Genomic DNA, 13,822 nt, shown 5'->3' with positions numbered 1-13,822 from the left:
GCCGCCCTCTGAACCGGATACACCATGACTGCTTTCGATAAACACCAGGTTGCCGTTTTCCGCTTCGTCCGCTGCGAATTCGCCGCGGATACCGGCGTGGCGCAGCTGGTCTATGCCTTCGACGACGGCCCCGAGCTGACCGAGACGGTCACCATCCCCGGCGCACCGTTCGCGCTGGACGGCGCGCGTGCCGAGGCGGTGCAGCGCGCCCTGCGCCTGCTGCACCTGATTGCCGGCGTGAGCTACTACAAGGCCGGCGTGCCCGAACAGGTCCGCATCGACAGCTACAGCATCGACGCGGCCACCGCGGCGCTGGTGGAGGAGATCTACCTCAACGGCCTGGGCGAGTTCGCCTACCGCAACGGCCTGAACCTGCGCGGTCGCTTCCGCCTGCCGGTGGACGGCGAAGCGTTCAGCGCCCCGGCGGTGGGCCTGCGCGAACACGCGCTGGTGGCCATTGGCGGCGGCAAGGATTCGCTGGTCAGCATCGAGGCCCTGCGCGGGCTGGGCATTGCCGAAACGGTCACCTGGATCGGCGGTTCGCAGCTGATCCGCGCCTGCGCCGAGCGTACCGGCCTGCCCACCTTGAACATCGGTCGCGCGCTGGCCCCGGAACTGTTCGACCTGAACCGCCAGGGCGCGTGGAACGGGCACATCCCGGTGACCGCGGTGAACTCGGCGATCATGGTGCTGGCGGCGCTGCTGCAGGGCGTGGACCAGGTGGTGTTCTCCAACGAGCGCTCGGCCAGCTATGGCAGCCAGATTCCCGGCACCGGCGAGGTGAACCACCAGTGGTCCAAGGGCTGGGCGTTCGAGCAGGCGTTCGGGGAATACCTTGAGCAGCACGTGGCCGCCGACCTGCACTACTACTCGCTGCTGCGCCCGCTGTCGGAGCTGGCGGTGGCGCGGCAGTTCGCCAAGAGCGACTTCTACGACGCGCACTTCTCCAGCTGCAACCGCAACTTCCACATTCTGGGCGAGCGCCCGGTGAACCGCTGGTGCGGGGTCTGCCCGAAGTGCCACTTCGTGTTCCTGGCGCTGGCCCCGTTCATGCCCAAGACCCGCCTGGTGGCGATCTTCGGCCGCAACCTGCTGGACGATGCGGAACAGGCCGGCGGCTTCGATGCGCTGCTGGAATTCCAGGACCACAAACCGTTCGAATGCGTGGGCGAAGGCCGCGAATCGCGCGCGGCCATGGCCACCCTGGCGGCACGCCCGGAGTGGGCCGAAGATGCGCTGGTGAAGCGCTTCGTCAGTGAGATCCAGCCGCAGCTGGACAGTGCCGAGCTCGGCATCGCGCCGTTGCTGGTGCTGGAAGGCGAGCACCGCATTCCGGCGCGGATCTGGGAGCGCCTGCGTGCGAATTTCGCAGCTTGAGGGCAAGCGCGTTGCGTTGTGGGGCTGGGGACGGGAAGGGCGCGCTGCCTTCGGCGTGCTGCGTCAGCGGCTGCCATCGCTGCCGCTGACCCTGTTCTGCCCCGACGCCGAGGCCGCTGCCGCACGCGCGGAAACCGCCGGTGCGTTGACCGTGCGTTCGGACGTGACCGGCGAGGCCTTGGCCGCGTTCGAGGTGGTGATCAAATCGCCGGGCATCAGCCCGTATGGCGAGGCGGCACTGCACGCGACGGCGGCGGGCACACAGTTCATCGGCGGCACCTCGCTGTGGTTTGCCGAACACGCCGCGGCTGATGGCACCGTGCATGACACTGTGTGCGTGACCGGCACCAAGGGCAAAAGCACCACCACCTCGCTGCTGGCGCACCTGCTGCGCGCGTCCGGCGCACGCACCGCGCTGGTGGGCAACATCGGCCTGCCGCTGCTGGAAGTGCTGGACCCGCAGCCGGCGCCGCAGTACTGGGCGGTGGAGCTCTCCAGCTACCAGACCGGCGAGGTCGCGCGCAGTGGCGCGCATCCGCAGGTGGCGATCGTGCTGAACCTGTTCCCCGAACACCTGGACTGGCACGGCAGCGAAGCGCGCTACATCGCCGACAAGCTGCGCCTGGTCACCGAGGCGCAGCCGCGCATCGCCGTGCTCAATGCCGCCGACCCGCACCTGGCCGCGTTGTCGCTGCCGCACAGCCAGGTGGTGTGGTTCAACCAGCCGCAGGGCTGGCACATGCGGGGCGAGGTGGTATATCGCGGCGAACACGCGGTATTCGATACCGCCAACACGCCACTGCCCGGACGGCACAACCGCGGCAACCTGTGCGCGGTGCTGGCCGCGCTGGAGGCCCTGGGGCTGGATGCCGCGGCGTTGGCACCGGCCGTGCAGGACTTCCGCCCGCTGCCCAACCGCCTGCAGACCCTGGGCACGCGCGATGGCCTGACCTTCGTCAACGATTCGATCAGCACCACCCCGCACGCCAGCCTGGCGGCGCTGGACTGCTTCGCCGGGCAGCGCATCGCGCTGCTGGTGGGCGGCCATGACCGCGGGCTGGACTGGCACGACTTCGTGCAGCACATGGCCCACGACGTGCCGCCGGTGGAGATCATCACCCTGGGCGCCAACGGCCCGCGCATCCATGCGCTGCTGCAACCGCTGGCCGACGCCGGCCGCTTCGGGCTGCATGCCGCCGCCGACCTGCCTGAAGCACTGCAGTTGGCCCGCACCGCACTGGGCGAGCAGGGCGGGGTGGTCCTGATGTCGCCGGGCGCGCCCAGCTACGGCGTCTACCGCGACTACGTCGCCCGCGGCCGCCATTTCGCCGAACTGGCCGGGTTCGACCCGGACGCCATCACCGCCATCGCCGGCATCGGCATCGCGTAGCGCCGACCGTTGGTCGGCTGCGTCCCCCAAGGCAAACGACCCCGCGCCCACGCGTGCACCCGATCCCACCGGGCCTCAACGCATTACCCGTCCTGATCAGCCATGAACAGGTACTCGCCCTCGATCAACTGCTCCAGGTACGCATCAAAACCCGGCGCGATCACGGCATAGCTGTCCGGGTCATGCAGGTAGCGCACCACCTGGCCCACGGTGCCGCCGGGCGCGGGATCGAAATCCAGGTACAGCACCGAGGTGCCCCCGTTGTTGCAGCAGTGCGAGAAGCACAGGCGCTGGCCCATCGGCAGGTCGGCATCGATGCCGGCGCCGAGGATGTCGGGGTCTTCCTCCAGCCATTCCTCGTAGATCGAGCGGATGCTCTCGCCCCAGCTGTCCCACTGGGCGGTGTCTTCGAAGACCTGTTCGACCGACCGCAGGTAGTACGGATAGTGGCCGACGTCCGAGCCGAGCATCAGCACGCAGACTTCGCCGGCGGGGTAGGCACGGTAATGCGTGCCATCGATCCGGCCCAGCAGTTCCACCAGGCTGTCGGGCACCTGCGGCCAACGGGCACGCAGGCGCTGCAGGTCGTCGGCGCTGGCACCTTCGGCCCAGGCCCACATGGCGACGTCGTCGTCGGGCAGGCGGGGCACCAGGCCGGTGAGGAAGCGGTCGACAAGCGTCATGGAACAGCGTCCGTGCAGAAGCGGCCGACAAGGGTGACAGATTTTCGTAGAGCGGGGCTCTGCCCCGCTGCTTTGGATTCCGCGTGGTACGGAAGGGCAGCGGGGCAGAGCCCCGCTCTACGGGATGTGCACAGCGGGGCAGAGCCCCGCTCTACACGGGGTGTTCGCCTGGCCGTCCTACACTCGGGGTTCTTATCCGGAGGAGCAGGCGCATGGTCAGGCAATGGCGGTGGGGGGCGGCGGTGCTGTTGGGGATGGTGGCGCTGCCGGCGATGGCGGCAATGAAGACCCAGCCGGTGGAGTGGCAGCTGGACGGCACCACCTTCAGTGGCGTGCTGGTCTACGACGACGGTGACAGCGACAAGCGCCCCGGGCTGGTGATGGTGCCGAACTGGAAGGGGGTCAACGACTCGGCGATCGCCAAGGCCAAGCAGCTGGCCGGCGACGACTACGTGGTGCTGGTGGCCGATGTGTACGGCAAGGGCGTGCGCCCGAAGACCGACGCCGAGGCGGGGCCGGTGGCGACCAAGCTGCGCAACGAGCGCCCCGTGCTGCGGGCGCGCGCGCTGAAGGCCATCGACGTGCTCAAGGCCCAGGCCGGCAAGGCGCCGCTGGATGCATCGCGGATCGGCGCGGTCGGCTTCTGCTTCGGCGGCACCACCGTGCTGGAAATGGCCCGGGCCGGCGCACCGCTGGCCGGCGTGGTCAGCCTGCACGGCGGGCTGGGCTCACCGTTGCCGGCCAAGGCCGGTGGGCCCCATCCCTCGGTGCTGGTGCTCAATGGCGCCGACGACAAGGGCGTGAGCAAGGACGACATCGCCAGCTTCGAGCAGGAAATGAACGCGGCCAAGGTCGACTGGGAGTTCACCAACTACAGCGGCGCGGTGCATTGCTTCGCCGAAGCCGACGCCAACAGCCCGCCGGGCTGCCTGTACAACGAACGCGCCGCCAAACGCGCCTGGAAGGCGCTCGACGAATTCTTCGACGAGCGTTTCGAGACGCGCCGCCGGTAAAGCCGACCGTTGGTCGGCAAAGGCAAGCGGTAGAGCCGACCGTTGGTCGGCTGCACCGCGCAGGGCGTGGTGCATGTATCGGGTATCGCGGCGTTGGGAGGGAGGGCAGCCGACCAACGGTCGGCTCTACCTGGGAGGGACCACATTGCTCCGGGTGCCGATACGAACAATCCGGTAGAGCCGACCGTTGGTCGGCTGCACCGCGCAGGGCGCGGTGCATGTATCGGGTATCGCGGCGCTGGGAGGGAAGGCAGCCGACCAACGGTCGGCTCTACCTGGGAGGGACCACATTGCCTCGGGTGCCGATACGAACAATCCGGTAGAGCCGACCGTTGGTCGGCTGCACCGCGCAGGGCGCGGTGCATGTATCGGGTATCGCGGCGCTGGGAGGGAAGGCAGCCGACCAACGGTCGGCTCTACCTGGGTGGGCCCAGATTGCCTCGGGTGCCGATGCGAACAATCCGGTAGAGCCGACCGTTGGTCGGCTGCACCGCGCATGGCGCGGTGCATGTATCGGGTATCGCTGCGTTGGGAGGAAAGGCAGCCGACCAACGGTCGGCTCTACCTGGGAGGGACCACATTGCCTCGGGTGCCGATACGAACAATCCGGTAGAGCCGACCGTTGGTCGGCTGCACCGCGCAGGGCGTGGTGCCCGTATCGGGTATCGCGGCGTTGGGAGGAAAGGCAGCCGACCAACGGTCGGCTCTACCGGTGAGGGCCGGTGCCGGCGGTCAGCCAGCACACCCCGTCAATGCGAACGCTGCACCGCGTAACGGGCCAGCCCGCGCAGGGCGGCAACGGCGTCGTTGTCGGCCAGGCCGTCAAGCGCGCGTTCGGCGGCATCGGCGTATTCCACGGCGCGGGCGCGGCTGTATTCCAGGCCGCCGGTGGCGTGGATGGCGGCCAGCACTTCCGGCATGGCGTCGGCGTCGCCGTTCTGCACGATCGCTCGCAGGCGCTCGCGGGTGGTCGCATCGGTATGCGCCATGGCGTGGATCAGCGGCAGCGTCGCCTTGCCCTCGGCCAGGTCGTCGCCCAGGTTCTTGCCCAGCTCGTCGGCGTTGGCCGAGTAGTCCAGCACGTCATCGGCAATCTGGAAGGCATACCCCAGCGCCATGCCGTAGTCGTACAGCGCCTGCTGGGTGGCCTCATCGACCCCGCTGGCCAGCGCGCCCAGGCGGGTGCCGGCCGCGAACAGCACGGCGGTCTTGCGCTCGATCACCCGCAGGTAGGCCGCTTCGTCGGTATCGGGGTTATGCACGTGCAGCAGCTGCAGCACCTCGCCTTCGGCGATGCGGTTGGTGGTGTCGGCCAGGATCCGCATGACCGGCATGCGGTCCAGTTCCACCATCAGCTGGAAGCTGCGCGAGTACAGGAAGTCGCCCACCAGCACGCTCGGCGCGTTGCCCCACAGGGCATTGGCGGTACTGCGGCCGCGGCGCAGGTTGGATTCGTCCACCACGTCGTCGTGCAGCAGGGTCGAGGTGTGGATGAACTCGATGATCGCCGCCAGCTGGTGGTGTTCCGGGCCGGCCTGGCCCACCGCGTGGCCGGCCAGCATGACCAGCATCGGCCGCAGGCGCTTGCCGCCGGCGGAGATGATGTGGTCGGCGATCTGGTTGATCAGCACGACATCCGAGGACAGTCGGCGGCGAATCAGCGCATCGACGGCGGCCATGTCGGTCGCGGCGAGCGTCTGGATCTGGGGCAGGCCCAGCGCGGGGCGGGTGTCTTCGGTGATGGTCATGCGGTCTGACTTTCAGGCTTGACCTTAATTATAGGCGGTGCCGTCGTGTTTCGCCCGCGAAGGCCGGCCGCGGCCCGCTGCCCGGCGCGCGGGTGGTCATCCGGCCCGCCGGAGGGGTGGGCGGCGCCCGACCATCACCCTGGCGCCCGGTGGTCCCACAGGCCGGCCCGGAGGGCGCCATCGGCGCATATGACGTGAATACGTATGCATGCAGCGCCATCGCTGAAGGTGCAGGGCTAAGCTTGTCGGGTTCGTTTTGGCACCCCGTTCGGCGGGTGCATGGAAGCCCGGAGGGGGGCCCTCGATGTCGCAGACTCCATGGTGGCGCGGTGCCGTCATCTACCAGATCTACCCGCGCAGTTTCCTCGACGCCAACGGCGACGGGGTCGGTGACCTGCCCGGCATCATCGACCGGCTGGAGTACGTGGCCGCGCTGGGCGTGGACGCCATCTGGGTGTCGCCGTTCTTCACCTCGCCGATGGCCGATTTCGGCTACGACATCGCCGACCATCGCGACGTGGACCCGCTGTTTGGCACGCTGGCCGATTTCGACCGGCTGCTGGCCAAGGCGCATGCGCTGGGCCTGAAGGTGATGATCGACCAGGTGTTCAGCCACACCTCGATCGACCACGCCTGGTTCCGCGAGAGCCGCCAGGACCGCACCAATCCGAAGGCGGACTGGTATGTGTGGGCCGACCCGCGCGAGGACGGCACGCCGCCCAACAACTGGATGTCAATCTTCGGCGGGGTGGCCTGGCAATGGGAACCGCGCCGGGAACAGTACTTCCTGCACAACTTCCTGGCCGACCAGCCGGACCTGGATTTCCATAACCCGGCGGTGCAGCAGGCCACGCTGGACTACGTGCGCTTCTGGCTGGACCGGGGCGTGGACGGGTTCCGCCTGGACTCGATCAACTTCTGCTTCCACGACGCGCAGCTGCGTGACAACCCGGCCAAGCCGCTGGAAAAGCGCGTGGGCCGTGGCTTCAGCGCGGACAATCCGTACGCCTACCAGTACCACTACTACAACAACACCCAGCCGGAGAACATCGGCTTCATCGAGCGCCTGCGCGGGCTGCTGGACGAGTACCCGGGCACCGTGAGCCTGGGCGAGATCTCCGCCGAGGACTCGCTGGCCACCACCGCCGAGTACACCGCGCCGGGCCGCCTGCACATGGGCTACAGCTTCGAGCTGCTGGTGAAGGATTTCAGCGCCGGCTACATCCGCGACACCGTGTCGCGGCTGGAAGCGACGATGACCGAAGGCTGGCCGTGCTGGGCGATCTCCAACCACGACGTGGAGCGTGCGGTGACCCGCTGGGGCGGCCATCCGGCCCAGCCGCGGCTGGCGCGGATGCTGGTGGCGCTGCTGTGTTCGCTGCGTGGCTCGATCTGCCTGTACCAGGGCGAGGAGCTGGGCCTGGGCGAGGCGGACGTGCCGTTCGAGGCGCTGCAGGATCCCTACGGCATCACCTTCTGGCCGAACTTCAAGGGCCGCGACGGCTGCCGCACGCCGATGCCGTGGATCGATGCGCCGTTGGCAGGGTTCACCAGCGGTGAGCCGTGGCTGCCGATTCCGGCCGAGCACCGCGCCGCAGCGGTGGCGGTGCAGGAACACGACCCGCACTCGGTGTTGAACGCGTTCCGCCAGTTCCTGGCATGGCGCAGGACGATGCCGACGCTGCTGGTGGGCGACATCGTCTTCCTGCAGACGGCCGAGCCGGTGCTGATGTTCGAGCGCCGCCATGCGGGGGAGACGCTGCTGCTGGCCTTCAATCTGGCGGCCGACACCGCGCACGTGGCGCTGCCCGCCGGCAGCTGGCAGCCGATGCACGTACCGGGCCCGGACGTGGGCCAGGCCGACAACGGCACGCTGGTACTGCCGGCGCAGTCGATGTATTGCGCGCGCCTGGGCTGATTCGATTTCCGGTGGTATTGAGAGGGCGGGGCTTGATGGCCTCGCCCTTTTTTTTGTCTTCTCCCCGGTCCAGGGGCAATGTGGATCTGGTGGTGTCTTCGCTCGGGCGTGCCGCGATCCGAAGGGCTCCGTAGCCGCCGGCAGGCCCCTGGCGCAAATGTCCCCCGGCCGCGTGGCGGCCTCCTCCTTTATTTTGCCCAGGGGCCTACCGGCGGCCACGGAGCTCGGCGTGCGGTGCGCAGCAGGAAGCGCGGCTTTTCTGGCGCTGGTCGGTGGGTCGGGCGTTGGGTCCCGATGCCCTTGGAGGCGAAATAAAGGGGGAGGGGGCGGCCGCAGGCCGACGCCGGAGGACATTCGCCGGAAAGGGTATCGGGGCCCAGCGCCCGACCCGCCGACCGCCGCCGCCGTTCATGGCACAACAAAAAACCCCGCTGCCGAAGCAGCGGGGTTTCTGTTGGTGCAGCTACCGCTGGATCAGAACTTGTAGTTCACGCCCAGCATGTAGGTGCGGCCCCACTCGATGTATTCCAGCGGGCGGTCCTTGGTGCCGGCATAGGTGCGGTACGGCTCGTTGGTCAGGTTGCTTCCCTGCAGCAGCAACGTCAGCCCGTGCAGGCTGCTGTCGTCGGCGAAGGTGTAGCTGATCTGCGCGTCGGTCACGTTCTCGCCCACCACGTAGCGCAGCGTGCGGTTGCCGTTGAAGTTGCCGATCTCGCCAATGAAGTCCGACCGACGACGCTGGCTCACGCGGGCCTCGAACCCACTCCGCTCGTAGTACGCAGTGAAGTTGTACACGCGCTTGGACAGCCCCGGCAGACTGATCGGATCGCTGCCCACGCTGGACGCGCTTTCCGGGTCCAGGATCTCGATGTTGCTGTCATTGAACGTCGCACTGGCCTGCACGCCGAACCCGCGCAGGCTGTCGGTGAACATGTCCAGCGGGAACGACGCCGTCAGCTCCAGGCCCTTCAGCTTGCCACCCTTGCCGTTCTCCGGCGAGGAGAAGGTGCCCGTGGTCAGCAGCGGGGCGGTCATGCCCGGCGGAATCACGTAGCTGGCCAGCAGGTCGCTGAAATCGTAGTCGTCGCGCGACTGCGTGTAGACGTACGACTTCAGATCCTTGTAGAAGATCGCCGCCGCGACATAGGCCTTCTCGCCGAAGTACTTTTCATACGACAGATCCAACGCATTGGCGCGCCACGGATCCAGCAGCGGATTGCCGCCGCTGCCGCCCGGCTTGCCGGTGGCCGTATCCACGCCGAACTCCAGGCCGGCGCGCATCTGGTCCACGCGCGGACGTGCCACCTGCTTGGCCGCGGCGAAGCGCAGCGTCTGCTGGTGCGGGAACATGAACACCAGGTTCAAGCTTGGCAGCCAGTCGGTGTAGGTCTTGCCCGCATCGATCGGCAGCACTTCCTGGCCCGCGGGGCGCGACCGGTCGAAATAGTTGGACTGCGAACTCTGGTCCGTGCGCACCATCTGCACGCCGATGTTGCCGCGCACGCCCACCGCGCCGATGTCGGTATTGATGTTGGCGCGCACCCAGGCCGTGCTGGTCTTCTCCTGCACCGTCCACGCCTTGGGAATCAGGTAGTCCAGGTTGGTGACCGGGTTGAACACCATGTAGCGGTCCACCGCGCCCGGCACGTTCCAGGCCGGAATGCTGCCCAGCCCGGCAAAGCCCAGGTTGACCGGACGGTACTGCAGGTCGCCGGCGATGTTGGCATCGCCCTGGTCGCCAAGCAGGATGTTGCCCTCGGCCTGGGTCTTGTCCTTGCGGCGGTCGGCGTAGTTGACGCCCACGTCCACGTCGGCAAACCACTTCATCGCCTCGGGCAGCGCGAAGGTAGCCTGCAGGCGCGCGGCCTTCAGGCGGTCTTCCACCTGCGGCACCTTGCCGTAGCCGGAGCCGTAGATGGTGTTGGTCAGGAACAGCGCATCGGGGTTGGAATAGTCCAGGCCCGGGCGGATCTGCGAGAACCCGTTCGGGTTCACCACCACGCCCACCGTATCCAGCTGCGGCATCGGCGTGAGCTGCAGGTTGTTTTCCAGATTCAGTTCGTCGCGGGTGGCCTTGGAGTAGTTGACGTCCGCCACCACCTTGACCGATTCGAAGTTGAACTCGTTGTTCCAGCCAAACGCATCGATCTTGTCCTTGCGCTTGTTGTACATGCCGCGCACCAGCGGATACACGCCGCTGGCCACGCCACCGGTGAAGGTGCCATCGGCGTTGACCTGCGGGTTGCTGATCAGCAGGCCCGGGGTGTAGTTGCCGTTGTAGTTGCTGAGATTGAGCTCGAACTGGTTGGCGGTGTCGATCTGCTCGGCTTCGGTGTGGAACGCATCCAGGGTGCTGGTCCACACGTTGGACGGGCGGAACTGCACGGTGGCCATCACGCCGTCGCGCTTGGTGTTGCCGGTGCGGCGCAGGGCCTTGATGCCGTCGGAGAACACCGTGCCCGGGGCCAGTCCAGGGCGGTTGCCGTTGTCGGTATTTTCAGTGGTCCACGGCTCGTACAGGCCCACCTGGTTTTCCTGGATCGGCATGTCGCTGTGCGCGTAGCCGATCGCAACACCCCAGGTGTTGTCCATGAACTGGTCGATGTAGCTGGCGCTGAAGCGGTTGCCGTAGGGGTCCACGTTGGCCGCCTTGCCCAGCGAACTCTTCTGGTAGCGGCCGCTGACGGCGATGACGCGCTCGGCGAAGCTGAGCGGGCGCGCGGTCTGCATGTCGATGGTGCCCGACAGGCCCTGGCCGACCAGCGCCGCATCTGGCGTCTTGTAGACCACCACGCCGTTGACCAGTTCCGAGGGGTACTGGTCGAATTCGACGCTGCGGTTGTCGCCGGTGCTGACCACTTCACGCCCGTTGAGCAGGGTGGTGGCGAAGTCCGGCGACAGGCCGCGCACGCTGATCACCTGGGCACGGCCGGCCACGCGCTGGGCAGCCAGGCCGGGCAGGCGCGAGATGGATTCGCCGATGCTCACATCGGGCAGCTTGCCGATGTCTTCGGCCGAAATCGCCTCGACCACCGAGGTGGCGTCCTGCTTGATCGCAATGGCGTTCTCGATGCCGCGGCGGATGCCGGTGACCTGCACGGTGTCCAGGTTGGTGGCCGCGGTCCCGGTCGGCGGGGTGGCGGTAGTGGGTTCGGCGGTCTGCGCCGACGCCATCAACGGCGTCAGGGCGACGGCCAGCGCGATACTCAGCGCGCTGCGCTTGCGGTTCAACATTTTCCCCTCCCAGGCAATGTTGCCAATCGATTTTTTGGTTGCCCGGAGAACCGGGAGCGTCACGGCACGGTGGCCGTTGACTGCGTGGCTATGGTAGGCAGCGGGTCGGCTGCGGGAACCACCCTGCATACGTATTCAATGGCATTTGCAGCGTTGGAATCGGTTACAGGTGCGTCATCACAGCCGCACCGACACACACGCGCCCGGTAGGTGCCGACCGTTGGTCGGCACGCCGTATCCACGCACGGATGGGCCGGCGCCGCGTGCGTCGCCCGACCAACGGTCGGGCGCTACCCGGGGCTGGCGTAGCCACCTACAACGGGGTGAAACGGATCGCCTGGCCGCCGCCGGGGGCCAGCGTCAGCACCAGTGCGTCGGCGCTGGTGACCTCGCGGGTTTCGCGCACGAACGCGAACGGATTGCTGCGGAAGTCCGCGCCGTCGCCGTCCCGGTAGATCTCGGCGCGGTAGCGCACGCCCGGTTCCAGGAAGCCCAGCGCTACCGGCAGCACGCGGCCGTGTTCGTCGGTGATGCTGCCCAGGAACCAGTCGCGGCTGTTGCGGTCCTTGCGCACGAGGGTCACGTAGTCGCCCACCTCGCCATTGAGCACGCGGCTGTCCTCCCAATCCACCGCCACGTCCTCGATGAAGCGGAACGCCTGCCGGTGCTGCAGGTAGTGTTCGGGCAGGTCGGCGGCCATCTGGATCGGGCTGTAGATCGCCACGTACAGCGCCAGCTGCCGCGCCAGCGTGCTGGGAATGGCCTGCCCGCCGCGGCCCTTCAGGCTCAGGATGCCGGGCGTGTAATCCATCGGCCCGGACAGCATGCGCGTGAACACCAGGTTGACCTCGTGCTCGGGCGGGTTCGGGGGCTGGCCCCAGGCGTTGTATTCCATGCCGCGCGCGCCTTCGCGCGAGATCCAGTTGGGGTAGGTGCGGCGCAGCCCGGTGTCCTTGATCGGCTCGTGCGGGTTTACCGCGATGTGGCGTTTGGCCGCTTCCTGCACCACCTTCAGGTGGTGGCGGGCCATGAACTGGCCGTCGTGCCACTCGCGCCACAGCGGGCCGCCGGCCGGGTTGCGCCGGTCCACCTGGCCGTCGTCGCAGACATAGCCGCTCTTGAACGCATCCACGCCCAGCCGCGCATACAGGTCCAGCGCGGCGCCCAGCTGGTCTTCGTAGTGCTCGATGGCGCAGCCGGTTTCATGGTGGCCGATCAGATGCACGCCCTTCTTCGCGCCGTAGGCCGACAGCGCTTCGATATCGAAGTCGGCGGTGGGCCGGGTGAAATCGAAGTCGTAGCCATTGCCCACCCAGTTGCCGTCCCAGCCCGGGTTCCAGCCTTCCACCAGCACACCGCGGAAGCCATGTGCGGCGGCGAAGTCGATCACCTTCTTGGTCTTGGCAGTGGTGGCCGCATGCCTGGGCCCGGTGGCCCAGCTTTCGTGGTCCAGGTGCATCGACCACCACACGCCCAGGTACTTGGACGGCTTCACCCAGCTCACATCGCCCAGCGCGTTGGGTTCATTGAGGTTGAGGATCAGGTCCGATTCCACCAGTCCACCGGCGCGGTCGCTGATCTGCAGGGTGCGCCACGGGGTATCGAAGGGCACGCTGCGGCGTACCTTCCAGCCTTCGGCCGACGGCGACAGCTGCGCGCGCAGGCGCTGGCCGTCGGTGCGGCGCAGCCACATGCCTGCGTAGTCGACCAGGGCGGCTTCATGGATGGCGATGTGCAGGCCGTCTTTGCTGCGCAGGGTGATCGGGGTATGCACCAACGGCACCTGGTCCAGCGGCGTGCGCTGGTACAGGTATTCGTAGTGGATCGGCTCGCCGGCCGGGATCCACCAGGCGGTGGCGGCCGGAGCGATCGCAAATTCGGTCAGTTCGTCGTCGATGATCGCCTCGCGCAGGCCCGGCTGCGCGGGGAAGCGGTAGCGGAAGCCCACGCCGTCATCGAAGGCGCGGAACACCACTTCAAAGCGGCGCTTTGCCCCACTGCGCTCGCCCAGCTGCACCACCACTTCGTTGTAGTGGTTGCGCACCCGGCGGCGCTCGCCCCAGGGCTGTTCCCAGGTCTCGTCGAACGCACGCGTGTGCTGGCCGAGCACCTCCAGGTCGCGGTCGAGCCGGCCGTCGCGCAGCTGGAAGCCCAGCCGCGACGGCGCCACCACCGTGTCGCCGAAGCGTTCCACCTGGTAGCTGGGCGTGCCGCCATCCAGCTGCACCGACACCCGCAGCACCTTGCCCGGCGACGCCACGCTGGCCACCGTGACCGGTTCGGCGGCAGCGCCGAAGGCCAGCAGGAGCGCGGCGGCAGCCAGCCAGGGCAGGCCGGTGGTAGTGCGTGATCCACGCGGTGAATGCGGCTGTTTCGTCGGCATTTTCCCCTCCCAAGGCGGCCGTTGTCTGGCTCGGACTATAGCCACGCCGTCCCGGTCGTCCCGCCGCTGCGCCATG

The 13,822-nt window shown here is 67.9% G+C and carries 8 protein-coding genes; 4 read left to right on the top strand and 4 right to left on the bottom strand.

All coding sequences use genetic code 11. From position 1 onward, the window contains the following. Positions 1 to 24 precede the first annotated feature (24 nt). Positions 25 to 1,377, top strand: coding sequence for a UDP-N-acetyl-alpha-D-muramoyl-L-alanyl-L-glutamate epimerase (murL, locus tag AC6CHL_RS18405; protein WP_447592382.1), 1,353 nt, complete (start codon positions 25 to 27; stop codon positions 1,375 to 1,377). After that, positions 1,358 to 2,767 (top strand): UDP-N-acetylmuramoyl-L-alanine--D-glutamate ligase, encoded by a 1,410-nt coding sequence (gene murD / locus AC6CHL_RS18400; RefSeq protein ID WP_447592384.1) that lies wholly within the window; start codon positions 1,358 to 1,360, stop codon positions 2,765 to 2,767. The genes murL and murD overlap by 20 nt, the downstream gene beginning before the upstream one ends. A gap of 83 nt (positions 2,768 to 2,850) precedes the next feature. On the opposite strand, the gene AC6CHL_RS18395 is transcribed toward murD, so the two are convergent. Continuing rightward, positions 2,851 to 3,450, bottom strand: coding sequence for an SMI1/KNR4 family protein (locus AC6CHL_RS18395; RefSeq protein ID WP_498295695.1), 600 nt, complete (start codon positions 3,448 to 3,450; stop codon positions 2,851 to 2,853). 212 nt (positions 3,451 to 3,662) lie between these two features. On the opposite strand from AC6CHL_RS18395, the gene AC6CHL_RS18390 reads away from it, so the two are divergent. Then, complete coding sequence (locus AC6CHL_RS18390) at positions 3,663 to 4,463, top strand: dienelactone hydrolase family protein (protein ID WP_314403729.1); 801 nt, start codon at positions 3,663 to 3,665, stop codon at positions 4,461 to 4,463. Positions 4,464 to 5,212: 749 nt separating this feature from the next. Here AC6CHL_RS18390 and AC6CHL_RS18385 read toward each other — a convergent pair. Further along, on the bottom strand, positions 5,213 to 6,211 hold the full coding sequence (locus tag AC6CHL_RS18385) for a polyprenyl synthetase family protein (RefSeq protein WP_038689871.1): 999 nt from the start codon (positions 6,209 to 6,211) through the stop codon (positions 5,213 to 5,215). A 304-nt stretch (positions 6,212 to 6,515) separates the two neighbouring features. Between AC6CHL_RS18385 and AC6CHL_RS18380 the strand changes: the two genes are divergently transcribed. Then, on the top strand, positions 6,516 to 8,129 hold the full coding sequence (locus AC6CHL_RS18380; protein WP_038689869.1) for an alpha-glucosidase: 1,614 nt from the start codon (positions 6,516 to 6,518) through the stop codon (positions 8,127 to 8,129). Positions 8,130 to 8,603: 474 nt separating this feature from the next. On the opposite strand, the gene AC6CHL_RS18375 is transcribed toward AC6CHL_RS18380, so the two are convergent. Beyond that, positions 8,604 to 11,363, bottom strand: a complete 2,760-nt coding sequence (locus tag AC6CHL_RS18375; RefSeq protein ID WP_498295693.1) for a TonB-dependent receptor — start codon at positions 11,361 to 11,363, stop codon at positions 8,604 to 8,606. Positions 11,364 to 11,676: 313 nt separating this feature from the next. Then, positions 11,677 to 13,746, bottom strand: coding sequence for a glycoside hydrolase family 97 protein (locus AC6CHL_RS18370; RefSeq protein WP_498295692.1), 2,070 nt, complete (start codon positions 13,744 to 13,746; stop codon positions 11,677 to 11,679). Between the last annotated feature and the right edge of the window lie 76 nt (positions 13,747 to 13,822).

The organism is Stenotrophomonas sp. GQ19 (assembly GCF_059758695.1).
Note: the sequence above shows the minus strand (reverse complement) of the source record. Positions and strands in the feature narration are given on the sequence as shown.

Bases quoted from the DNA above. Each gene is read 5' to 3' on its own strand.
- AC6CHL_RS18385 (WP_038689871.1), bottom strand. From the start codon at position 6,211: ATGACCATCACCGAAGACACCCGCCCCGCGCTGGGCCTGCCCCAGATC.
- AC6CHL_RS18390 (WP_314403729.1), top strand. From the start codon at position 3,663: ATGGTCAGGCAATGGCGGTGGGGGGCGGCGGTGCTGTTGGGGATGGTG.
- AC6CHL_RS18395 (WP_498295695.1), bottom strand. From the start codon at position 3,450: ATGACGCTTGTCGACCGCTTCCTCACCGGCCTGGTGCCCCGCCTGCCC.
- AC6CHL_RS18370 (WP_498295692.1), bottom strand. From the start codon at position 13,746: ATGCCGACGAAACAGCCGCATTCACCGCGTGGATCACGCACTACCACC.
- AC6CHL_RS18375 (WP_498295693.1), bottom strand. From the start codon at position 11,363: ATGTTGAACCGCAAGCGCAGCGCGCTGAGTATCGCGCTGGCCGTCGCC.
- murL (WP_447592382.1), top strand. From the start codon at position 25: ATGACTGCTTTCGATAAACACCAGGTTGCCGTTTTCCGCTTCGTCCGC.
- AC6CHL_RS18380 (WP_038689869.1), top strand. From the start codon at position 6,516: ATGTCGCAGACTCCATGGTGGCGCGGTGCCGTCATCTACCAGATCTAC.